At 37.5% G+C, this 23,467-nt stretch carries 17 protein-coding genes; all 17 read left to right on the forward strand.

Going from position 1 to position 23,467, the window contains the following annotated elements; translation table 11 throughout:
* Positions 1-77: 77 nt before the first annotated feature.
* The 17 genes from ACTJIP_RS15530 (at position 78) to ACTJIP_RS15610 (ending at position 23,409) form a co-directional block, all read left to right on the forward strand.
* Complete coding sequence (locus tag ACTJIP_RS15530; protein ID WP_077413487.1) at positions 78-473, forward strand: hypothetical protein; 396 nt, start codon at positions 78-80, stop codon at positions 471-473.
* 183 nt (positions 474-656) lie between these two features.
* Entirely contained in the window at positions 657-950 is a 294-nt protein-coding gene (locus ACTJIP_RS15535; RefSeq protein WP_077413486.1) for a hypothetical protein, read from the forward strand.
* Between the two features lie 135 nt (positions 951-1,085).
* Positions 1,086-2,585 (forward strand): GH3 auxin-responsive promoter family protein, encoded by a 1,500-nt coding sequence (locus ACTJIP_RS15540; protein ID WP_440704817.1) that lies wholly within the window; start codon positions 1,086-1,088, stop codon positions 2,583-2,585.
* A 69-nt stretch (positions 2,586-2,654) separates the two neighbouring features.
* Positions 2,655-3,017: a hypothetical protein gene (locus tag ACTJIP_RS15545; protein ID WP_047380343.1), complete on the forward strand. Its 363-nt coding sequence runs from the start codon at positions 2,655-2,657 to the stop codon at positions 3,015-3,017.
* A 92-nt stretch (positions 3,018-3,109) separates the two neighbouring features.
* Complete coding sequence (locus tag ACTJIP_RS15550) at positions 3,110-4,345, forward strand: MFS transporter (RefSeq protein WP_180564990.1); 1,236 nt, start codon at positions 3,110-3,112, stop codon at positions 4,343-4,345.
* Positions 4,346-4,648: 303 nt separating this feature from the next.
* On the forward strand, positions 4,649-5,254 hold the full coding sequence (locus ACTJIP_RS15555; RefSeq protein WP_139348453.1) for a tetratricopeptide repeat protein: 606 nt from the start codon (positions 4,649-4,651) through the stop codon (positions 5,252-5,254).
* Positions 5,255-5,414: 160 nt separating this feature from the next.
* The gene (locus ACTJIP_RS15560; RefSeq protein ID WP_440704818.1) at positions 5,415-7,487 is read left to right on the forward strand and encodes a T9SS type B sorting domain-containing protein; all 2,073 of its coding nucleotides are present in this window, start codon (positions 5,415-5,417) and stop codon (positions 7,485-7,487) included.
* Between the two features lie 102 nt (positions 7,488-7,589).
* A complete protein-coding gene (locus tag ACTJIP_RS15565; protein ID WP_440704819.1) occupies positions 7,590-9,737 on the forward strand; it encodes a T9SS type B sorting domain-containing protein in 2,148 nt (715 codons plus the stop codon).
* A 155-nt stretch (positions 9,738-9,892) separates the two neighbouring features.
* Positions 9,893-11,479, forward strand: a complete 1,587-nt coding sequence (dnaB, locus tag ACTJIP_RS15570) for a replicative DNA helicase (RefSeq protein ID WP_047380329.1) — start codon at positions 9,893-9,895, stop codon at positions 11,477-11,479.
* Between the two features lie 65 nt (positions 11,480-11,544).
* Positions 11,545-12,021 carry a ribonuclease HI gene (gene rnhA / locus ACTJIP_RS15575; protein ID WP_077413479.1) on the forward strand — a complete coding sequence of 159 codons (477 nt, stop codon included), beginning with the start codon at positions 11,545-11,547 and terminating at the stop codon, positions 12,019-12,021.
* A gap of 164 nt (positions 12,022-12,185) precedes the next feature.
* Positions 12,186-14,444, forward strand: coding sequence for a T9SS type B sorting domain-containing protein (locus ACTJIP_RS15580; RefSeq protein ID WP_440704820.1), 2,259 nt, complete (start codon positions 12,186-12,188; stop codon positions 14,442-14,444).
* Between the two features lie 159 nt (positions 14,445-14,603).
* Positions 14,604-16,862, forward strand: coding sequence for a gliding motility-associated C-terminal domain-containing protein (locus ACTJIP_RS15585; RefSeq protein ID WP_440704821.1), 2,259 nt, complete (start codon positions 14,604-14,606; stop codon positions 16,860-16,862).
* A 121-nt stretch (positions 16,863-16,983) separates the two neighbouring features.
* Positions 16,984-17,610 carry an NAD(P)H-dependent oxidoreductase gene (locus tag ACTJIP_RS15590; protein ID WP_440704822.1) on the forward strand — a complete coding sequence of 209 codons (627 nt, stop codon included), beginning with the start codon at positions 16,984-16,986 and terminating at the stop codon, positions 17,608-17,610.
* Between the two features lie 33 nt (positions 17,611-17,643).
* Positions 17,644-19,215, forward strand: coding sequence for an L-aspartate oxidase (nadB, locus tag ACTJIP_RS15595; RefSeq protein ID WP_077413476.1), 1,572 nt, complete (start codon positions 17,644-17,646; stop codon positions 19,213-19,215).
* A 12-nt stretch (positions 19,216-19,227) separates the two neighbouring features.
* Positions 19,228-20,088 carry a carboxylating nicotinate-nucleotide diphosphorylase gene (gene nadC / locus ACTJIP_RS15600; RefSeq protein ID WP_077413475.1) on the forward strand — a complete coding sequence of 287 codons (861 nt, stop codon included), beginning with the start codon at positions 19,228-19,230 and terminating at the stop codon, positions 20,086-20,088.
* 208 nt (positions 20,089-20,296) lie between these two features.
* Positions 20,297-22,882 carry a TonB-dependent receptor gene (locus ACTJIP_RS15605; protein WP_077413474.1) on the forward strand — a complete coding sequence of 862 codons (2,586 nt, stop codon included), beginning with the start codon at positions 20,297-20,299 and terminating at the stop codon, positions 22,880-22,882.
* Positions 22,883-22,968: 86 nt separating this feature from the next.
* Complete coding sequence (locus tag ACTJIP_RS15610; protein WP_077413473.1) at positions 22,969-23,409, forward strand: hypothetical protein; 441 nt, start codon at positions 22,969-22,971, stop codon at positions 23,407-23,409.
* Positions 23,410-23,467 lie beyond the last annotated feature (58 nt).

Below are 23,467 nucleotides of genomic sequence, written 5' to 3' on the forward strand. Positions count from 1 at the left end.
AACCCGTTAAAAAAAACCAATTATTCCCTCATGGCATAGTGTTTGGGCTTTTAAGTCTAACCAAACATTTAAGTATTATGAAAAAAGCAATTAAAATTTTAGGAGTTATGATGATGCTGGTATTCACAGCATTATCGTTTTCGTCGTGCAGCAAGGATGATGATCCGGTAAACAATGAGTTCTTTGCGGGAACATACAAAGGAAGTATTTCTTATAACGATGGCGGATCTACTAATGTAAGCACAGATAACGGAAGTGTTTTTGTAACGAAGATTGCCAGCGGTACCAAGTATAATTTCGGTTTCTCAAACAGCATTCCGGATCTTAACGGAATAGAGTTTAATCAGGAAGGAGATCACACTCTTGTTATGATTGGTTCTACAGCAACCTCTTATATCAGAATTGACAACAATACGTTAAAAATCCTATACGCAAAGGACGGTAAAACGTGGACAGCCAACTGTACGCGCTAACCTCCTGTCTATTTATATATTATTGCAAGCCTGTTTTCATCTGAAGACAGGCTTTTCTATTGTAAATGAATTGTTTTAATTTTTTTTTAAGCAGTAATAAACTTTAGTTAAGGTTGAAAATCCAAATTTTCTAGCCTGCTTTTTGTATATCTTTATTCAACAAAAACAAACAATAATATTCTTATGAAAAAACTATTATCTGCAATGTCATTGATCCTTGGATTAGGACTTGCAACTGCTCAGCAGACTGCTCCCGCTACCAGCGCTCAGCCTCATCAACCTGTAAAAACTACAGTGAAAGCCGCTAAACCTGCAGAAGTAAAAGCTGCAAAACCAGCAATGGATGCAAAAGCTGCGAAGCCTTCACAACCGGCTGCCAAAATGAAAAAAGACGGTACTCCTGATAAGAGATATAAAGAAAACAAGCACCTGAAAAAAGATGGTACTCCTGATAAAAGGTATAAGGTGAACAAATAAGCATAACATTAACATATAGTTGTTATTTTCATAATCAAATTTCGAAAAGCCGGTGGAACTAGTTCTATCGGTTTTTTTATGTGAAGCTTCGTAAAAAATGACTCCATATTCTCTACTTATTTATAAATTTGACCCATGTTAAACTTCTTCAAGAAAAATGCAGCGCTGATCTGGGCAAAGAAACATGTTCAAAAAGCGGAGGAATTCAAAAAAAATGCAGAGAAAAACCAGGAGGACTTATTACTTTCTCTAGTCAGTACGGCTCAAAAAACACTTTTTGGCCGGGAACATGATTTTGAAAACATCCATTCGGTGAAAGATTTTCAAGACAGAGTTCCTGTAGCAGATTATGAAGATCTTAAACCTTATATAGAACGGGTAAAAAAAGGACAGTCCAATATTTTATGGACAGAAACTCCTGAATATTTTGCTAAAACTTCGGGAACAACTTCCGGATCAAAATATATTCCTATTTCCAAAGAAGGAATGCCGCTTCAGATTGCCGGTGCACAAAGTGCCTTATTTCATTACATCAGTAAAAAGAATAATGCCGACTTTGTGAACGGAAAAATGATTTTTCTGCAGGGAAGTCCTGAACTGGAGGAAGTTTTTGGAATAAAAACAGGAAGATTATCCGGTATTGTAGCGCACCATATTCCTAATTATCTGCAAAAAAACCGTCTGCCAAGCTGGGAAACCAATATCATGGAAGACTGGGAAGCCAAAGTAGATAAAATCATTGAAGAAACGGAACATGAAAACATGACCCTGATCTCAGGAATTCCGCCATGGCTGATCATGTATTTTGAAAAGTTAACAGAAAGACACGGCAAAAAAATCAAACAGCTTTTCCCAAACCTGCAGCTTATCGTTACAGGAGGGGTCAATTACGAACCATACCGCGATAAAATGGAAGATCTGCTGGGTGGAAAAGTAGATATTATTCAGACATTTCCTGCTTCTGAAGGCTTTTTTGCTTTTCAGGATGATTACACAAAAGAAGGTCTTCTGCTATTGACCCATCATGGAATTTTCTATGAATTTATTCCTTTGGAAGAATATGGTAAGCCGGGAGCAAGAAGATTAACATTAAAAGAAATTGAACTTCATAAAGATTATGCCTTAATTCTTACAACGAATTCCGGACTTTGGGCGTATTCTATCGGAGATGTTGTGCGGTTTATCAGCAAAGATCCTTACAGAGTTCTAGTAAGTGGCAGGACCAAACATTTCACTTCGGCATTTGGGGAACACGTGATTGCTTTTGAAGTTGAAGAAGCGATGAAAGCTACTCTTGAAAAACATCCGGCACAGATTACAGAATTCCATCTTGCCCCACAGGTAAATCCTGGCGAAGGACTTCCTTATCATGAATGGCTGATCGAATTTGAAAAGGAACCGGAGAATTTAGATACATTCAGAGATGAACTAGATTTGCAATTGAGGGCAAGAAATACGTATTATGATGATCTTATTTCCGGGAATATTTTACAGAAGCTGCATATCACCACCTTAAAAAAGAATGCCTTTCAGGAATATGCCAAATCTCAGGGGAAACTGGGTGGCCAAAATAAGACTCCGAGATTGGCTAATGACAGAAACATTGCAGATCTCTTAGAAATTTACAAAAATTAATCATATTTTTTCAATTCCAAAAACGTATATTCAAAAAAAATTATAAATTTGAAAAACTAAAAGAAAATAATGAAAGCATCTGTACTGTTGAAATCGTCTTTACTAACATCTTTATTTGTTATTACATCTTGTGCTACTACAAAATACAGCGAAGATATTTCAAAAAACAATTACTCTAATCTTGAAGCCGGAAAGGTATACAAAGTAACTATGAGAGACGGTTCTCCTAAACAAACCATCTTATTCAGAAACGTTGTTGGTGACAATCTTGTAGGTACAGCGGGTAAAAAAGACAGTACAGAAGTAGTGATCCCGAAATCAAATGTAGCGGCTGTAAAAGACAGAAGAAAGGCAAGAATTGCTGCCGGAGCTACTATTATTGGGGCTGCGGGTGTTGCTGCCATCGTAATCAGTTCTTCAAGAGCAGACTAAAATAGATTTTATCTTTCAGGATATATTTAATATATCTTTTAAAAATCAACATATGAATAGTCCTAAATAGATTTTTAGGGCTATTTTTGTTCATGATTTCCTTTACCCCGTTACAAACATTACAAAATGTTGAGTTCAGAAATCTTCTTACCGGGAGATTTTTTATTGTTTTAGCTTTCAGAATGCTGGCCACTTTATTAGGATGGTGGGTATATCAATTAACAAAAGATCCTTTTTCAATAGGTCTTATCGGGCTATCGGAGGTAATTCCTGCTGTAAGCTGTGCGCTGTATGCCGGGCACGTTATTGATATGAATGAGAAAAAGAGACTGCTTCTCATCTGTAATTATACATATATTTTCCTGATCGGGCTGCTGCTGATTCCTGCCTTTTTTGATGTGGAGATGCATTTCACAGGTCATCAGATTACCTATTATATTTATGGAGTCATCTTTTTTACCGGAATAGCAAGAGCGTTCATAGGTCCTATTGTACCTTCCATGATTCCTAAAATTGTAAAGAAAGAAAACCTTCCCAACGCTGTTACTCTGAACCAGGCTACTTTCCTTATATCTTCTGTGTGTGGACATGCGGTAGGTGGTATTCTTATTGGCTTTATAGGCGTAAAATGGACGTTGGTTGCTATTTTAGCATTAATATTTGTTGCTTCACTGTTTTTCTGGCAACTTCACAAACAGTATTCGAAGTACAAAAAGGAAACTGTAAATGTGGTGGAGAGTATGCGTGAAGGAATTTCTTATATTTTTAAAACCAAAGAGATTCTGGGAGCACTGTGTCTTGATATGTTTGCTGTACTTTTTGGGGGTGCAGTGGCCATGATCCCGGTATTTGCTACTGATATTTTAAATTCAGGGGCTGAAGGTTTCGGATTGTTGAATGCAGCATCTGATATCGGTTCAATGTGTATCATTACTATTTTATCCATTGTTCCTCTTCGAAAAAATCAGGGGAAAATACTACTTGTTGTTGTCACCGGATTCGGGCTTTGTATTATTGGGTTTGGTTTATCCAAATTGTATTGGCTGTCTTTCATGTTCCTTGTGATGAGTGGAATGCTTGATGGAATTTCTGTGGTCATCCGGGGTACCATTGTACAGTTAAAGACACCAGACCATATAAGAGGACGTGTTCTCAGTGTAAATTCAATCTTCATTATGTCCAGCAATGAAATGGGACAGTTTGAAAGTGGTGTTATGGCTAAATTACTGGGGGTTGTACGCTCTGTAGTATTTGGAGGATGCATGACTGTTCTTGTTGCTTTACTTGTGGGAAGCACCAATCCTAAACTAAGAAAAATGCAATATTAACCTATTATTTATCAATTCATTTCAAAACTTATACGGTAAAAACCGTAATCCGAAATACTTAAAATCAGAATAGAACGTTTTCTATTCTGATTTTACTTTTATAGGTGCTTTTTCAAAATCATTCAAAGGATTAAATCCCAAATATTCAGTGAAATCATTAAAATCTTTGCGATCTCTATATAATTTCACTTAAAAAATAAAATACAATATTAAAAATCAATATATTACTTTCTTTAAATATATCTCAAAATCTTTAATTTAACGTTAATAATTTTTTATATTTGCTCTATAAAATATCCCCCTATGTATAAACTTTTACTAATTTTGAGTTTTTTCGTCACAGGTTCGCTGATGAATGCCCAATTTTTTTCAGATCAAACCTTACAGCAATCTGTTTTGCAGCTGAATAATGCAAAAACAGAAAACGACTATGATACTCTTTTTTCTAAGTTTTCAGAGGCTAAAACTTCAGAAAAATGGCAGGCGAATTATTATGCCGCTGCAGCATTGTATCTTAAAACAAATTTCCTTTTAAAGAACAGCCCGAACAGTCCTCTTGGAGAAACTAACGAAACTGCAAGAAAACTGGCTATGCAGGCTCTTGCTTCTGAGAAGAATAATGGAGAAGTAAATATTCTTCTTGGTCTTATCCATTTTCAGAAAATCAGGATAAAAACAGCTGCAGATCCTCAAAAGGAACTAAAGACCGCTACAAGCTTTATGACAAAAGCGGAAACAACTGTAAAGAACAATCCAAGACTTTCTTTCTTAAAAGCTGAAATGGCTGAAAAGCAAGGCAATAAGACAGAAGCTATCAAATTTTATCAAAAAGCAGTCAAAGAATTCGAAACATCAAACGCTTCATCCGGTTCACCAAACTGGGGAAGACAGCTGATCGGAACAAATTAACAGTAAGAAAATGCATGATCTCCTGAGTAAATTGGGCGGTCAGTTTTTATTTTGATACACAAGACTTTAATAGTTCGCAGAAACATTTTTGTATCCGATAAAGCACCGCATTTTTTTAGTAATTAAACAATTTTACTATTTGTTTTTAAAATCATCTCTTATGAAAAAAGCATTACTTGTTTTCTCAATTATATTTTCACATCTTTTATTTGCCCAGTCTGACTGTCCTACTGCAATGGCAGTCTGCGGAAACTCGGATATTTCCTATACTCCGGGCGGGCACGGAGACATTGCAGAAGACCTTGGCGGATGTTTATCTTCCGATGAAAAGTACTCTGTATGGTACTCGTTTACGGTAGCTACAGCCGGAACCTTAACTTTCGAAATCATTCCTAATGATCAGAGTGATGACTATGACTTCGGGGTATATGGTCCTAACAAATCATGTGGCAGCCTTGGAACGCCAATCCGCTGTTCTTATTCCGGAACAAGTGGAAACACAGGCCTTAACATGACGGCTACAGACCTTAGTGAGGATGCTTCAGGAGATAAATGGGTGAAATACCTTGATGTATTACCTGGCCAGACGTACTATTTAATTGTAAATAACCACAGAGAGACCGCTAACGGATTCAAATTATCATGGGGTGGGACAGCTACTTTATCTTCTCCATTTACAGATCCGAATATACAGCCTCATCCGTTCATTCCACCAGGAATTCCAGGAGCAAGCCCTACAGACCCTAGAGAAGTAGTGGTGTGTGCAAATCCTGCAACTTTTGATTTCTCTTCATTAACAGCAGGAATTCTGAACGGTAACCCGAACTTCAGTATTAGCTATCATACAAGCCAAAATGATGCATTAACAGGTAACAATCCTCTTATTGGCCCTCAAACAGTTACTCCTGTAGGTGTTTATTTCTATAGTATCAACTATACCGATCCTACTAATCCGGACAGTCCTATTAATAAATGTAGACAGACTGGTAAATTTAAATTTAAAGATGGTACCATCAAGGCAACAAGCGTTACTTTAACAAGCTGTAACAACAACAATGCGGGTACGGCAACTTATGACCTTACAACAGCAGCTGTTTTTGCAGATCCTACGGCTACAAAAAAATATTATTATACTTTATATGATCTGAATAACTCAATTAATGAGATCACCAATATCTATCAGTTTGTTTCGGCAGAGGGTAAAATATATGTAAAAGTAACTTCTGTATTCGGATGTACCGATATTGCAGAAATTACCCTTAAGTTCTATCCGGCAATCATTGCAAAAGATGCAGAATTAAGATCATGCTTTATTGAAGCAAATCCTTCTACAGCTTTATTCAACCTTGATAACGCCGCTGTAATCACGCCACAGGCAGGTATCACGAAAAAATACTTCCCTTCACTTACAGATGCAATAGATGCAACCAACGAGATTTTAAATGCTAATTATATTGCACCAAACGGTTTGGTATACGTAAGAGTATCTGATACCAGAGGATGTTTTGTAGTTGTAAAAATCGGTTTAACAGTTATCCCTCCGGTAACATCCAGTGTTCTGAAAGACAAAATCATCTGTATAGAAGACACAACAACTTTAGATGCCGGGCCTGGATTCAAAAGCTATGAGTGGAGCACGGGAGCTACAACTCAGTCTATAAAAGATGTAGGAGTAGGAATCTACTGGGTAAAATTAAAAACAGGGGAATGTATCACTACTCAAACAGTAACAGTATATCCTGCTGATCAGCCGGTTGTAACAAATATTGATGTTTCTAACACTACATTAACGATCAATGTTATAGGAGGAACTCCGGATTATCAGTATTCTATGGATAAAATCATATGGCAGACCTCCAATACATTCTCTAATGTGGCAAGAGGCACCTATAAAGTATATGTAAAAGATGCTTATGACTGTGAGCCTATTGAAGTTACAATAGTGGTTCCTAACCTGATCAATATGATTACACCGAACGGAGATGGTGTGAACGATGTTGTAGATTATTCTGCAATTGCAGACAAACAAAACCTTGTATTGAGTATCTTTGACAGATACGGAACAAAAATCCACCAGGGAGATAAATCCAATGGATACAAATGGGACGGAACCATTGCAGGGAAGAAGATTCCGACAGGTACATACTGGTATTCTGTAACATGGAATGAGAATGACAAGAAGAATACTCCATTTAAGTTTTCAGGTTGGATTGTTGTAAAAAACAGAGAATAAAACTAATACAATACGAGAAAGCCGCTTTGGCGGCTTTTTCTTTTAACAAATCATGATAAAATTAATTGATCCCAATTTTGTTTAACAAAAATCGTTTCAACAATGAAAAAAATACTACTTCTTTTTATTTTATTGATAACACAAATAGTCTACTCACAGTCAGATTGTATCACGGCAATTCCCATCTGTGGTAACTCTGATATTTCTTACACTCCTTCAGGACCTGGAAATATTATAGAAATTCTTAATGCAAACGGAGGATGCCTTAGCACCAATGAAAGATATACCGTTTGGTACACTTTCACTGTATCTACATCAGGTACACTTGCATTTAAAATAAAGCCAAACGATCAAGGTGATGATTATGATTTTGCAGTTTATGGACCAACAGCAAACGGCTGTGCTTCTTTACAGAATGCAGATCATGTCTTCATACAGCCTATAAGATGTAACTATAGCGGTACTCCGGGAGATACAGGTCTGGATCTTACTCTTGCTCCACCTGCAGTATTCCCTACCAATCCTCCTGGCACTACAGCCAGTATGAACAATGGTAAATGGAGTCCTTATATGGATGTATTAGTAGGACAAACCTATTATTTAGTCATTGATAACTTCAGTAGATCCGTTAATGGTTTTTCTATGGAATGGTCAGGTACTGCGAGCTTAAGTTCTGCATTTAATGATCCTGTTCTTTCACCTAACCCATTCATTCCTCCGGGAATTCCAGGAGCTACTCCTAACGATCCTAACCAGGTAATGGTTTGTGCATTACCTAGCCAGTTTGACTTTACAACACTTTCTGCTGCTATTGTAAACGGTAACAGCCCTAATTTCAAGGTTACTTATCATAAAACTACCAACGATGCCCTTACAGGAGAAAACCCTCTTACCATAGCAACTGTAGATGGAACAACAACCTACTATTACAGAGTAGTATATAAAGACCCGAACAACCCAACCAATCCTATCAACGGATGTTTTATAACCGGGAAATTTAAGTTTGTGAATGTAGGCATCTCAGCCAATACAGCCACTCTATATTCTTGTAATAACAATGGAGCCGGTACTGCTAAATATAATTTGACAACAGCCAATATATTCGGCGGAAGCGGAGCAACTATTAAGTATTATACTACGGTTGATGATATGAATGCGGAAATCAACGAAATTACGGATCCTGCCAACTATATCTCTCCGGAAGCAACTATATACGCAAAAGTAATTTCTACTTTCGGGTGTAAAGCAACCACTACCATCAGACTATTATTCTACCCTACAGTGGTATTAAAAGATGCAGTACTTCAAAATTGTTATATTGATAATGATGTTACCCGTTCAACATTTGATCTTTCCAAAGCAGATATCGGAGTACCTGTACCAACCCCTACAGGAACTATCATCAAGTATTATACATCGGTAGCTGATGCAAAAGCCCAGACCAATCCTATTACAATGCCATTTAATTATCTTTCAGAAAGCAAAACGGTATATGTAAGAGTAGACAATGATAAACAATGTTATTCAATTGCTAAAATAGAACTGGTAGTATTACCTCCGGTAAAATCAGCGGTATTAAAAGATAAAACGATTTGTGCGGAAGCCAAAACCACTTTGGATGCAGGACCTGGATTCGACAGCTACGAATGGAGCACCGGAGAAACTTCACAATCTATCAATAACGTAGGCGTAGGAGTTTACTTTGTAAAACTTCAGACTGGAAAATGCTTCACGCTTCAGGAAGTACGTGTACATGCAAGCCTTCAGCCGGTGATTTCTGGGATAGAAATATCAAATAATAACATCACCGTTACTGCTACAGGTGGAGTTCCTCCATATAAATTCTCAGTAGATGGTATCAACTGGCAGGATTCTAATACATTCACAGGACTTCCAAGAGGTGAAAATACAGTGTATGTAAAAGACACTTATAATTGTACTCCTGTTCAGGTAACGGTTACTGTTCCTAACCTTATTAACGCTATCACTCCAAACGGAGACAACGTAAATGATGTGATTGATTACTCTGCACTGGCGTACAAGAAAAATCTTATCTTCGTTGTGTATGACAGATATGGAAACAAACTTCATGAAGCCAACAAAATGAGAAATTTCACTTGGGACGGAACTGCTTTCGGTAAGAAAATCCTGACAGGAACTTACTGGTACACGATCTCATGGAACGAAAACAATAAAGACAATACAGAAACCAAATATTCAGGATGGGTATTGGTAAAAAATAAAGAATAAACGATACTTAATCTTTTTGAAAAAATCACCTCAGACTGAGGTGATTTTTTTTATCAACAAGATCAACCTCCTGTTTACAGCATTTTCCGAAAGACTGCTAATAATTTGTTGAATACTATTTTTTTATTATTTTTTAAATAAACTATCTTTGCACCATGGCGCAGAAAGAAACATTATCATCCCTGACACACGGAAACTTTGCAAAAGAATTGTCTATTGCGGATGGAAAAATGCCTCCCAATGCAGTGGATTTCGAAAGACTTGTTATCGGAACTTTTTTGATTGACAAAAAAGGGCTTGACCATTCTATTGACCTTCTTACTTCAGAAGTATTCTATGATCCGAGACATCAGGTCATCTTTTCTATCATCTTAAAGCTTTATGAAGGCAACCATCCGGTAGACTTAATGACCATTATTCAGGAATTAAAAAAAGAAGATAAGCTAAGCCAGGCAGGTGGTGATCACTACATTATTGACCTGACAATGGGAGTAAGTTCATCTGCCCATATTGAATACCATGTACGTGTGATTCTTGAAAAATATATTTTAAGAAGCCTTATCAATGTTTCTGCCAATGTCATTGATTCCTCATACAAAGAGTCAACCGACGTTTTTGAACTTCTGGATAAAGCTGAACAGTCTTTCTTTGAGATTACCAACGGAACGATCAAAAAGGGATTCGATACTGCCAATTCGTTAGTAAAACAGGCTATTGACACTATTAAATCTTTAAAAGATAAAGAAGGTCTTTCAGGGGTTCCTTCAGGATTCCGAGACGTAGATAAGGAAACCGGTGGGTGGCAGAATTCTGACCTTATCATTATTGCTGCACGTCCCGCGATGGGAAAAACGGCATTCCTTCTTTCCATGGCAAGAAATATTGCAGTAGGACACAAAGTTCCTATGGCTCTTTTCTCTCTCGAGATGGCATCAGTACAGCTGATCACCAGAATGATTGCTTCCGAAACAAGAATTTCTTCTGAGAAATTAAGAAAAGGAACTCTGGATGATGAAGAATGGCAGAGACTATTCTCCAATGTATCTGAGTTGGAAAATGCTCCTTTATATATTGACGAAACCCCTTCCCTTTCCATATTCGACTTCCGTGCAAAATGCCGAAGACTTGTCATGCAGCATGGTGTAAGAATTATCATGGTCGACTACCTTCAGCTGATGACAGCAGGAAGCAGCGGTGGAAAAGGAGTTGGAAACCGTGAACAGGAGATCTCCATGATTTCACGTTCATTAAAAGCGATTGCAAAAGAACTTAACGTTCCGGTGATTGCTCTTTCCCAGCTTTCAAGAAGTGTGGAAGCGCGTCCGGGGAAAAGACCTCAGCTTTCTGACCTTAGGGAATCCGGAGCGATTGAGCAGGATGCCGATATTGTATCTTTCATCTTCAGACCGGAATATTATAAAATTACCGTTTGGGATAATGATGAAGAAGGACAGGAAACTTCTACTGAAAACCAGGCCGAACTGATTATAGCAAAGCACAGGAATGGTGCTACGGCAGACGTCCGACTATCTTTCTTAAAACATTTTGCAAAATTTGGTGATATCGAAGCAGCAATGGATGGAGCCGGAGGAGGATATCCTTCCAACTTTGGAGAACCAAGCGGCTTTGACAAGATCAAAACGACTATTCAGCCAGGGGCAGCATTTGACCTTCCGGACAGCTCAAAACTTTCCGGCTCATCAATGAATGACTTTGATGATGATGACGATTTTCCTTTTTAAGTGAAGGCTTAAACCTAATTCAGTTTAAATTCACAATCCATAATTCAATTTTTTAAAAAACAGATTTGAGAATCGAAATTTATACCGACGGAGCTTGCAGCGGAAATCCGGGAAAAGGCGGATATGGAATTCTCATGCGCGTTCCTGAAAAAAATTATCAGAAAACATTTTCCAAAGGGTTTCGGAAAACCACCAATAACAGAATGGAACTTCTGGCAGTCATCACTGCATTGGAAAAGCTGAAATCTACAGAAAATGAGATCCATGTATATACTGACAGTAAATATGTATCTGATGCAATCAACCAAAACTGGATTGCCGGATGGATCAAGCGAGGCTGGAAGAATGTAAAAAACCCCGACCTCTGGAAAAAATTTGTTGAGCTATACAATAAACACACCCCTAAAATGCATTGGGTAAAAGGCCATGCAGGACACTTTGAAAACGAACTTTGCGACAAATTAGCGGTTGCAGCAGCCAATTCTTCCGATCTCGAAATTGACACTTATTTCGAAAATCTTGATAATAATTCTCTATTTTAATCTTAATTAAAACTATTCTAAAGCCCCAGCTTCATATTTACCATTTCATCAGAAGAAACAAGATTTATTAAAAAATAATTAAATTTTTTAACAAAATTAACATTAAATACATATTGTTTGATCGGGATTTAATATCTTTACACATTAATCAAAGTCCCATTTAAATGAATAAAAATCTATTATTGTATTTATCTGTTTTTTTACTTTGTATAGCCGGGAAGTCCTTTGCCCAGACTTATCAGCTTATTGGAAACCCAGTGGCTACTACTGGATGGACGATGGTTTCCCCTACTCAGGTAAACACAGATTTTATTCAGCTTACCCCGGATACCAACAACCAATCCGGTTCTATCAGACTGAATGACCCTATCAATTTAAAATATTGTGACAAATGGAGAGTGGAATTTGATTTCAGAATGGATTCCAACCAAACCTCTAACGGAGATGGAATTGCCTTCTGGTATCTGGCCAATCCACCTGTCGCCAGCGTATTGGGATCCGGTCTGGGGGTATCTCAAAATGCAGTAGGCCTTGTTGTAGGTTTTGACACTTATAACAATACTACAACCGCTACAATGAGCAAGGTTCACGTTGCTTATGGACAAGTTCAAAATACAAGTGATACGAATAATGTTGAGTTCTTTAATGTTGCAGGAAGCTCTTTCCATTCACCAGATCTGAATACTACCCAGCCTTTTCAGGGAACCACCTTTAAGCATGTTGAAGTAACGGCACAGGTAGATCCAGCGAATCCTACCAGCTGGATATTAAAAATAACAATAGACGGCAATGTAATCTGTAATCAGTCTTTTGCTCCTTCCGGAACGGCTGCCGCAATGACTGTAGGATATTTTGGATTTTCAGCTTCCACAGGAGGTGCAAGATCAAGACATTCTATTAAAAATGTAAAAATTTATACTGATAAAGTTCCTATTTTACAAAACTCGGCTACTCAGTCTTTCTGCCCTAATCCGACTACCGGATATGGATCTGTAAACCTGACATCTTTCAATTCGCAATTCGTCAACAATACTTCAAATTATACATTTACGTATTATCCACTGGGAAGTTCTATCCCTATTGCCAACCCTGCCAACTACCAATTCAATACAAATACAACAGTTACGGTTGTTATTAAAGATAATGCAGGACTGCTCTGTGATAATCCGGATGGTAAAATCTTACTCGTTCTCGCTCCTTTTAAAGCCGAGGATAAAACCATTACTGTATGTAATAATAACAAAGCCGGAACGGCCGCTTTCAACCTGAATACAGCAAATGTAACAGGTGTTCTGGGAGCGGTTAAAAAATATTATAAAACGTTAGCAGATCTCAACGCAGATACTAATGAGATTCAAAATCCCGGCAACTATATATCTGCTCCGGGAGACGTGTATGTAAAAGTGACAACTCCTCAGGGATGTACAGGTTCGGCAAAAATCACGCTGGCATTTTATCCTGACACACCTGTGAAAGAAGCCACACTCAGATCATGTTTTATTGAAAACAATATTACCAGTGCTATTTTTAATCTGACCACTGCTGATGTCACTACATTAACTTCTGGAGTGACAAAAAAATACTACACCTCCATTGCTAATGCTTTAGATGGAACCAATGAAATCATGAACCCTCTTCAGTACTTATCCACAAGTACTTCCGTTTACGCAAAAGTAACAGATGCCAACGGATGTTTTAATATTGCTAAAATCAACCTTATTGTATTACCACCTGTTCCTTCTTCTGTTCTGAAAGACAAAACCATTTGTATTGGTGAAAAAACAGATCTGGATGCAGGTCCTGGATTTGATGGCTATGAATGGAGCACCGGAGCCACTACCTCATCTGTTAAAGACCTTGGAGTAGGTGTTTATTGGGTGAAGCTTAAAACCGGCAACTGTATCACGACACAGATTGTAAAAATAAATGCATCTGCAAATCCTGTGATTTCCAGCATTGATATTGACAACAACACGATCACCGTAAATGTAGCAGGAGGAAAACCTCAGTATCAATTCTCTCTGGATGGAGTCAACTGGCAGACCAGCAACATATTCACCGGACTGGCAAGAGGAGAAGTAAGAGTATATGTAAAAGACTTCTATAACTGTACTCCTGTTGAAGTTCAGATCACTGTACCAAACCTGATTAATGCCATCACTCCGAACGGTGATAACGTAAACGATTTCATAGACTACTCTGCACTCGCTTACAAAAAAAACTTAGTATTCATCGTCTACGACAGATATGGCAATAAATTGTATGAAGCCGGAAAGATGAGAAACTTTACTTGGGATGGAACTGCTTCCGGTAAAAAAGTTCTTACAGGTACTTACTGGTACACCATCTCATGGAACGAAAACAATAAAGACAATACTGAAACTAAATACTCAGGCTGGGTATTGGTAAAAAACAGAGAATAAATTTTACTATCAGAAACTACCTCATTTGGGGTAGTTTCGGTATTAAAACAAGACCTGCTTAATCAGAGATTGGGATCAGATATTGTTTTATGATCAATTCAAACATTAAAAAAACAATTTTATTTCTAAGAAAAAGTATAACATCACAATCCATCCACTATGAAAAAAGATATACTCATTTTTGTACTGACTATCTTATTATGCTTGCCGGGAAGCCTATTTTCGCAAACCTACCAACTTACCGGAAACCCCGTAAATACAACGGGCTGGGACCTTGTCTCTGATGCTGTAGTAAGCGGAGACTTTGTAAGGCTTACAACCGATCAGACCAGCAGATATGGAGCTGTAAAATTATCCACACCTATCACCCTGAGCTATTGTGATAAATGGAAAGTGGAATTTGATTTCAGAATTGACGGAAATGGAACTACTCAGTTTGGAAAAGGAGATGGCTTTACCTTCTGGTATCTTGCCAATCCACCCACAGGATTCGTTTCAGGAGGAGGACTTGGTATCCCGGCGAATGCTTCAGGGCTAATGGTTGGTTTTGATATTTTCAATAACACTACGGAAGGTCAGATGAGTAAAGTTCATATTCTTTATGGCACCAATAATACAGCTGGTAACAATATTGAATTCAACACTACTCCTGGAAGTACATACCATTCTCCTGATCTTATCGCTACTCAACCGTTTGTAGGAGATACTTACAGACATGTTGAAGTAAACGGAGAAACAGACCTTACCAACCCAACAAACTGGATCATCAAAGTAAGAATCAACGGTGTGCTTATCGTAGATCAGTCTTTTGCTCCTTCCGGAGGTGCAGTAGGAATGTCACAGGGATATTTCGGTTTCTCTGCAGCAACCGGAGGTGCCAGCGCAAGACATTCTATTAAAGATGTTAAAGTATTCGTAGATAAAGTTCCTATTTTAAGCAATACGGTAACTCCTTTTGTATGTACAAATCCCGCTACCGGAAATGGTGTCGTGGATCTTACTTCTTTCAACTCTCAATTTGTGAATAATCCCGGAAACTATCTTTTCAGTTATTATGTATTGGGCAGCTCTACACCTATTGCCAATCCTGCAAGTTTCCAATATTCAGGAAATACCACCATCAAGGTTGTTATAAAAGACCCTACTTCCACTCTTTGTGATAATGGTGACGGTGTTATTCAGCTTAACCCTACTCCTTTTGCAGCAACGGACGCCACCCTTTCCGGATGCAATAACAACAATGCAGGAACAGCGACCTTTGATCTTAATTCTGCTGCTGTAACAACTGTTGCCGGAGTTACAAAGGAATTCTATCCTACATTATATGATCTTAATAATGACACCAACAAAATTACAAACCCTTCAGCTTATGCTTCTGCAGCAGCTACACTATATGTAAGGGTAACAACTCCCCAGGGTTGTGTAAGTACAGCTAAAGTTACGCTGAACATTTACCCTGTTGTGGTTGTCAACGATACCGAAATAAAATCCTGCTTTATAGAAACCAATCCATCTATGGCCTCTTTTAATCTTACAGGAGCCATCGTTTCCCAAGGCGGACTTACAAAAGAATATTACCCATCATTAGCAGATGCAATCAGTGGAACTAATGCAATCTCTACTCCGGCGGCATACATTGCTCCGAACGGAGTCATTTACATTAAAGTATTTGGCGCAAACGGATGTTATTCAATTGCTAAAGTTACATTAACGGTCATCCCTCCAGTTTTCTCAAGAACTTTACTTGATCAGACTATTTGTATAGAAAATACAACCACATTAGATGCAGGAGCTGGTTTCAAAAGCTATGAATGGAGCACGGGAGCGACCACTCAATCTATCAAAAATGTGGGAGTAGGTACTTATTGGGTAAAACTTAAAACCGGAGATTGTATTGCAACACAAAAAGTGACAGTATATCCTTCCGATAATCCTGTTGTTACTACTGTAGATATTTCAGGAAGCACAGTGACAGTGTATGCCAATGGCGGAACTCCACCTTACCAGTATTCTATGGATAATATCAACTGGCAGGATTCCAATATCTTTACCAATATTGCCAGAGGTGAGGCTACAATATTCGTAAGAGACAGTTATAATTGTACTCCTGTTGAAGTTAATATTACAGTACCTAATCTGATCAACGTGATCACTCCTAACGATGACGGTATTAATGATTTTGTTGATTATTCTGCACTTGCCAATAAACAGAATCTGGAAATAGGCATCTTCGACAGATATGGCTACAAAATGTTCCAGGCCGATAAAACCAATGGCTACAAATGGGCAGGTACCACTAATGGAAGTAAAAAAGTTCCTACAGGAAATTACTGGTATTCTGTTTCATGGAATGAAAATAATAAAAACAGTACTCCGATAAAATTCTCAGGTTGGATTGTTGTAAAAAACAGAGAATAATTACACTTTCCATCACATCAAAAGAATCACCCTGCCAGCCAGGGTGATTTTTTGTATTAACAGGGCGGAGATATTTCATTTTAAAGACTCTTTATTCATATTCAATTCTTAAATTTGTCCTATGAATTATTTGGAAGCTTTAAGCAGAAGATATTCTGTAAAAAAATTCAATCATCAGATTATTCCTCAGGAAACCCTTTACAATATTCTTGAGTCAGGAAAGCTGTCTGCCAGTTCTCTGGGACTTCAGCCCTATAAAATTGTGATTGTTGAGAGTGAAGAAATGAAGCAGAAACTGATTCCGGCTTTCTATAATCCTTCTCAGATTTCCACCTGTTCTCATCTTATCGTTATTATTTCAAAGAAAATTATTGAAGAGAACTATATCCGGGGATATTTTAATCATATTTCTGAAGTAAGAGATACTCCTGTTGAAAAACTGGATCCTTTCAGAAACAGTATAAATCAGCACATCACCCAGAAAACAGAGGATGAAATCTTCAACTGGGCAGAAAAACAATCCTATATAGTATTGGCCAATCTTATGTATGCCGCCGCTATTGAAAATATAGACTCCTGCCCTATGGAAGGTTTCCGCCAGGATCTTATAGAAGAAATTCTGAATATCAATCCCGAAACAGAAAAAGTAACCGTTACCCTCGCTTTAGGCTACCGTTCTGAAGAAGACCATTTTCAGCACATGAAAAAAGTAAGGAAACCAAACGAAAAATTGTTTAAATTTATTTAATCGTTCTAAAGCGATTGTACCTAAAGCAAGCATATGATAAAAGCGGATGTATTAGTAATCGGTTCCGGCATTTCCGGACTTTCCTATGCCATTAAAGTTTCTGAACAGCTCCCTGATGCCAAAATCATTATCGTAACCAAATCTGACGAAGACGAAAGCAATACCAAATATGCACAAGGCGGTCTGGCTGTAGTTACAGATTCTAAAAATGATAATTTCAGCAAACATATTGAAGACACTATGCGCGCCGGAGACGGTGAGAACAAACGCGATGTCGTAGAAATGGTCGTTACGGAAGCTCCAAAAAGATTTAAAGAAATTGTAGAATGGGGGGCCCAATTTGACATGAAGAACGGCAAATTCGCTTTAGGAAGAGAAGGAGGCCATACTGAAAACAGAATCGTACACCACAAAGATATTACAGGTTTTGAAATTGAAAGAGCTTTGCTGGAAACAGCCAATAACAGCCCAAATATTGAAATTCTTGACCATCATTATGTAATTGATATCATTACACAACACCATGTTCCCGGAAAAGAACTCAACGAAGGAGATATTCATTGCTATGGAGCATATATTCTGGATGAAAAGTCCAAGACTATCAAAAAAATTACTTCTAAAATAACACTGGTTGCAACAGGAGGTGCAGGACATGTTTATAAAAACACTACCAACCCCACCATTGCTACAGGAGACGGAATTGCTTTTGTAGCCCGCGCGAAAGGAAAGGTTTCCAATATGCAGTATTATCAGTTTCACCCAACAGCTCTGTACAGCAAAATGGACGGAATGTTGTTTCTAATTTCGGAAGCAGTTCGTGGAGACGGAGCGAAATTAAGAACCAAAAGGGGCGAAAAATTCATGCATAAGTATGATGAACGTGAAGAACTAGCATCTAGAGATATCGTTGCAAGAGCCATCGACGCCGAAATGAAAATTACCGGAGACGAATTTGTTGGTTTAGACTGTAAGGAAATGAACCATGAAAAATTCTTAGAACATTTCCCTAATATTTATAAAAAATGCAGAAACGAAGGAATTGATCCCTTCACTCAATTAATTCCCGTTGTACCGGCCTGCCATTATTTAATGGGAGGTATTGAAGTTGACAGAGACGGACAGTCCTCTATCAGAAATCTTTTTGCTGTGGGTGAATGTACCAACTCAGGACTTCACGGAGCCAACAGACTTGCTTCCAATTCATTACTTGAAGGCTTGGTTTTCGGGCACAATGCTGCCATGAAAACCGTAGAACTTCTGAATGAAAACAGTTTCAACTTTGATGATCTGAAAGCCGTTCCGGAATGGAATGAAGAAGGAATGAAAATCATGGACGAAATGGTAATCGTAAGCTATCTCAGAAAGCAGCTTCAGGAAATGATGAGCGACCTGGTAGGTATTGTAAGAAGTAACAAACGTCTGAATATGGCACTCCAGAAACATCAGGAAATTGCTGCTGCCGTGGATGAAATTTACCACTACTCTATCCTTTCTCCTCAATTATCAGAATTAAGAAACTTAACAACCGTTGCCTACCTCATCATTACCCAGTCTATGGAAATGACGGAGAATAAGGGGGCATTCTATAATAAAGATTTAGCCTAAAAGCATCACAAAATGAAAAGACCAGCATACGTAACAGATAAAGCATTAAAGTCATTTATAAAAAACGCTCTTGAAGAAGATATTCAGGATGGAGACCACTCTACCTTGTCTACCATTCCAAAGGATCTTGTGCAAAGTGCTAAGCTTTTAGTAAAACAGAACTGTATTCTTGCAGGTGTTGAGCTAGCAGAAATCATTTTCAAGACTTTTGACAAAAATCTGAAAGTGGAAGTTTTCATTAAAGACGGAGCTCCTTGTAAATTTGGAGATGTAGCACTTATGGTAACAGGAAGTGCAAGATCTATTCTTTCCACTGAAAGATTCGTTCTTAACTGTATGCAGAGAATGAGCGGTATTGCTACGCTTACCCACGACTGGGACTCAAGATTAGTAGGTACAAAAACCAAACTTTTAGATACAAGAAAAACAACTCCTAACTTCAGAATGTGTGAAAAATGGGCGGTTGCGATAGGTGGAGGAACCAATCACAGATATGGTCTTTATGACATGATTATGCTGAAAGACAACCATATCGACTACAATGGAAGCATCACCAATGCAGTGGCAATGGCCAAGGATTACGTTAAAAAGAACAAAAAAAAGTTAAAAATAGAGGTTGAAACAAGAAACCTTGAAGAAGTTCGCGAAGCCATCAATGCAAAGGTTGACAGAATCATGCTTGATAATATGGATGTAAATACCATGAAGCAGGCGGTAAAAATGATCAACGGCTCATGTGAGTCTGAAGCTTCAGGCGGAATTACCCGTGATATGCTTAAAGAAATTGCTTCAACAGGGGTAACATTTATTTCTGTAGGAGCCCTTACACACTCTGCTGAGAATATAGATTTGAGTCTCAAAGCAGTGAAATAGCGTTGAATTTTTAACAAAAACACCCCCACTTTGTTAGAAATTCAATAACATGACTTTTTTCATATAAAAATTCAATTTTTAGCCATAATACTGATTTTTAACACATTAACATTATTAAGACTGATTAAAAATTAACATTGAGTTAATAATAGTTAAATTTTATTTTGCGAATTTTGCAGAAAATTAAATCTAACTATTACTAACGATTATGAAATTAATCAACAAATCGATACTAACTGCGGTTATTACATTATCTACAGCTAGTGTTTATTACGCTCAACAAGTTCAGGACACGGTGCAGACTAAGTCCAAAGATATTGACGAGGTAATCTTAAGAGGTGTTACGGATATCGCTAAAGATAGAAAAACACCTGTTGCTGCTTCTACCATTAAAGCAGCACAACTTGCAGAAAGATTGGGTAACCAAGAGTTACCTGAGATTTTGAACACTACTCCATCTGTTTACGCTACAAAATCCGGAGGTGGTTTTGGTGATGGAGGTCTTACAATCAGAGGTTTCGAATCTAGAAACATCGCTGTAATGGTAAACGGTATGCCAGTTAACGATATGGAAGGTGGTGCTGTTTATTTCTCAAACTGGACTGGTTTATCTGATGTAACAAGTACATTACAAGTTCAGAGAGGTTTAGGTTCTTCTAAATTAGCTATTGCTTCTGTAGGAGGTACAGTAAACTTCCTTACCCGTTCTGCTGATATGAAAAGAGGAGGGGTAATCAGATTAGGTGTTGGTAACAATGATTATTTAAAAACTTCATTTTCTTACAATACAGGAAAATCTAAAGATGGTGTATCTGCATCATTCTTAATGAGCAGACAAGCTGGAGGTACTTATATTGAAAATACAGATTATGAATCTTATGCATATTTCTTTGCATTAGGTTATGAAATCAATAAAAAACATAACTTACAGTTTACAATAACTTCTGCTCCTCAGTGGCACGATCAAAGGACTTTTGCTCCAACAATTCAAAACTACATCAACTATAACCCGGATCATGACGGATCTCCTTACAGAAGATACAATTCAGACTTTGGATATTATACTGATGCTAACGGGAACAAAGTTGCTTTAGCAAACAGATCAAATTATTATGCTAAGCCGGTAATGATGTTGAACTGGGACTGGACTATGAGTGAAAAGTCTAAATTAAGTACAGTTTTATACATGTCTAACGGTAGAGGTGGTGGAACAGGTGACTTAGGTAGAGTAGGCGGAAAAGGAATGACTGACTTCTATGATACAGCAGGTCACTTTAACTATGATGCTATTTTTGCAGCTAACGCAGCCGTTAACTTAAATACCGCAGGTGCAGGAAGTACTTTGGTTCGTAGATCAAATATCAACTCTCACAACTGGTATGGTATCTTAGCTAACTTCCAACACAAAATCAATGACAACTGGAACTTCTCAATAGGTACAGATGACAGATATTACTATGGTTACCACTATCAGGTTCTTACAGACCTTTATGGAGCTGCAGGATACAAAGATAATGCTAACAAAAACTTACCTGCTCCAAGAATCGTAAATACTCTTTATGATTATAAGAAACTTACCTGGAATCCTTTCGGAGGAAAACTAGCTCCAGCTGAAGATCAGGTAGGATACAGCAATGACGGAGAAGTACTTTGGTACAGTGGATTTGCACAGGTAGAATATAACAAAGACAATCTATCTGCATTCTTACAAGGTTCCGTGTCTAACCAGGGTTATCAGAGAATTGATAACTACGTAGTAGACGGAAGCACATTAAAAGGACAAACAGTAAACACGAAAACAGGGTTTAAAAATATTTTCGGATATAACATTAAAGGGGGTGCTAACTATAACATCAATGAGCAACATAACGTTTTCGCTAATTTAGGTTATTATAGCAAGCAGCCATTCCTTAACACTGTTTACCCAAGTAACCAGCAGCTTATTAATCCTTATCTAACTAACGAAAAAATTTCTTCTGCTGAAATTGGATATGGATTCAGATCTGCAAAATTCACTGCAAATGTTAACGTATACAGAACACAGTGGAAAGACAGATGGTTAAGAAAAACAGGCCAAACTTTCAATTTAGCTGACGGTTCTACTACTACAGGTTATTCTGAAATCAATGGTATTACTGAAGTTCACCAGGGAGTAGAATTTGACGGAGTTTACAAACCAAACCGTTTCTTAGAAATTCAAGGGATGTTCTCTTGGGGAGATTACTATTACAAAGGAAATGCTAGTGTAGCTTCTTTCGATGATAACAACAATCCTGTTACTTTAGCTGGTTCATCAGGAAGCGAACTATACTTAGATAAAGTAAAAGTAGGAGGTTCAAGTAACAACAGTATTCCTCAGATGACTGCATCATTAGGACTTACTGTAAAACCAGTAAAAGATCTTAATATCTTTGGAACTTGGAGATATGTAGGTAAGCTTTATTCTACTATTGATGCGGGAACATTCACAAATATTTCAGCTCAGGAAAAAGGAGTATTAAAATTACCTGATTTCAACTTATTCGATGTAGGTTTCTCTTACAAAATCAGATTACAGAACGAAGCTCAGTACTTCACTATTGGTGCTAACGTTTATAACTTGTTTGATAAAATTTATATTTCTGACTCTGCTACAAGTATTTTCGGAACAGATAAAATCACAGCAAACAATGATCCTGACAAAGGAAAAACGTATGAAGAAGCTGGTAGAATGTACAATGGTATCGCAACAGGTAACCGTGCTTATTTCGGATTCGGAACTACTTGGGCAGCAACCTTATCATTCAACTTCTAATAATATCACAATATTAGATTTTATAAATATCAATCCCGGCTTTGAGCCGGGATTTTTGTTATCTTTGTGTACAAAAAAATAGGATTATGGATTTTTACAAGATTTTTCTTAGTGCACACAAAGGATTCGGTTATTTAGAGCTTCTTTTAGTTGCATTATTTATCATTGCACTTTTAGCTACCATGTTTGGCTTCAGTGGAAAAGTGAACAAATTTTTGAAGAAGACGACGCTCTTCACAATGATTTTCTTCCACGTTCAGTTTTTATTAGGAATATGCTTGTTATTCATATTTTCTCCAGGCTTCAAGGCTGCTTTAGATGCAGGGACATTAATGAAAGATCCTTACAGCAGACAAACATTTGTGGAGCATCCGTTCTCGATGTTAATTGCAGCAGTTTTGATGACTATTGTCAACAAAAAAATAAAATCCAATGATACTATTTCTTTAGGAGTAGTGTTTATGGGGCTGATTGCAGCAGGTTTATTTGCATTCGCGTTCCCTTGGCTAAGAGTCTTTGGGGCTTAAAAAAGATAAAGAAATTATATGTGTTATAATTTATAAATAGTTTAATCTTAAATTTTTA

The organism is Chryseobacterium sp. 22543, from assembly GCF_052044565.1.
Lineage (GTDB): Bacteria > Bacteroidota > Bacteroidia > Flavobacteriales > Weeksellaceae > Chryseobacterium.

Excerpts from the sequence above, each read along its gene's own strand:
- ACTJIP_RS15530 (WP_077413487.1), top strand. The coding sequence starts at position 78 with ATGAAAAAAGCAATTAAAATTTTAGGAGTTATGATGATGCTGGTATTC.
- ACTJIP_RS15535 (WP_077413486.1), top strand. The coding sequence starts at position 657 with ATGAAAAAACTATTATCTGCAATGTCATTGATCCTTGGATTAGGACTT.
- ACTJIP_RS15540 (WP_440704817.1), top strand. The coding sequence starts at position 1,086 with ATGTTAAACTTCTTCAAGAAAAATGCAGCGCTGATCTGGGCAAAGAAA.
- ACTJIP_RS15545 (WP_047380343.1), top strand. The coding sequence starts at position 2,655 with ATGAAAGCATCTGTACTGTTGAAATCGTCTTTACTAACATCTTTATTT.
- ACTJIP_RS15550 (WP_180564990.1), top strand. The coding sequence starts at position 3,110 with ATGATTTCCTTTACCCCGTTACAAACATTACAAAATGTTGAGTTCAGA.
- ACTJIP_RS15555 (WP_139348453.1), top strand. The coding sequence starts at position 4,649 with ATGTATAAACTTTTACTAATTTTGAGTTTTTTCGTCACAGGTTCGCTG.
- ACTJIP_RS15560 (WP_440704818.1), top strand. The coding sequence starts at position 5,415 with ATGAAAAAAGCATTACTTGTTTTCTCAATTATATTTTCACATCTTTTA.
- ACTJIP_RS15565 (WP_440704819.1), top strand. The coding sequence starts at position 7,590 with ATGAAAAAAATACTACTTCTTTTTATTTTATTGATAACACAAATAGTC.
- dnaB (WP_047380329.1), top strand. The coding sequence starts at position 9,893 with ATGGCGCAGAAAGAAACATTATCATCCCTGACACACGGAAACTTTGCA.
- ACTJIP_RS15580 (WP_440704820.1), top strand. The coding sequence starts at position 12,186 with ATGAATAAAAATCTATTATTGTATTTATCTGTTTTTTTACTTTGTATA.
- ACTJIP_RS15585 (WP_440704821.1), top strand. The coding sequence starts at position 14,604 with ATGAAAAAAGATATACTCATTTTTGTACTGACTATCTTATTATGCTTG.
- ACTJIP_RS15590 (WP_440704822.1), top strand. The coding sequence starts at position 16,984 with ATGAATTATTTGGAAGCTTTAAGCAGAAGATATTCTGTAAAAAAATTC.
- nadB (WP_077413476.1), top strand. The coding sequence starts at position 17,644 with ATGATAAAAGCGGATGTATTAGTAATCGGTTCCGGCATTTCCGGACTT.
- nadC (WP_077413475.1), top strand. The coding sequence starts at position 19,228 with ATGAAAAGACCAGCATACGTAACAGATAAAGCATTAAAGTCATTTATA.
- ACTJIP_RS15605 (WP_077413474.1), top strand. The coding sequence starts at position 20,297 with ATGAAATTAATCAACAAATCGATACTAACTGCGGTTATTACATTATCT.
- ACTJIP_RS15610 (WP_077413473.1), top strand. The coding sequence starts at position 22,969 with ATGGATTTTTACAAGATTTTTCTTAGTGCACACAAAGGATTCGGTTAT.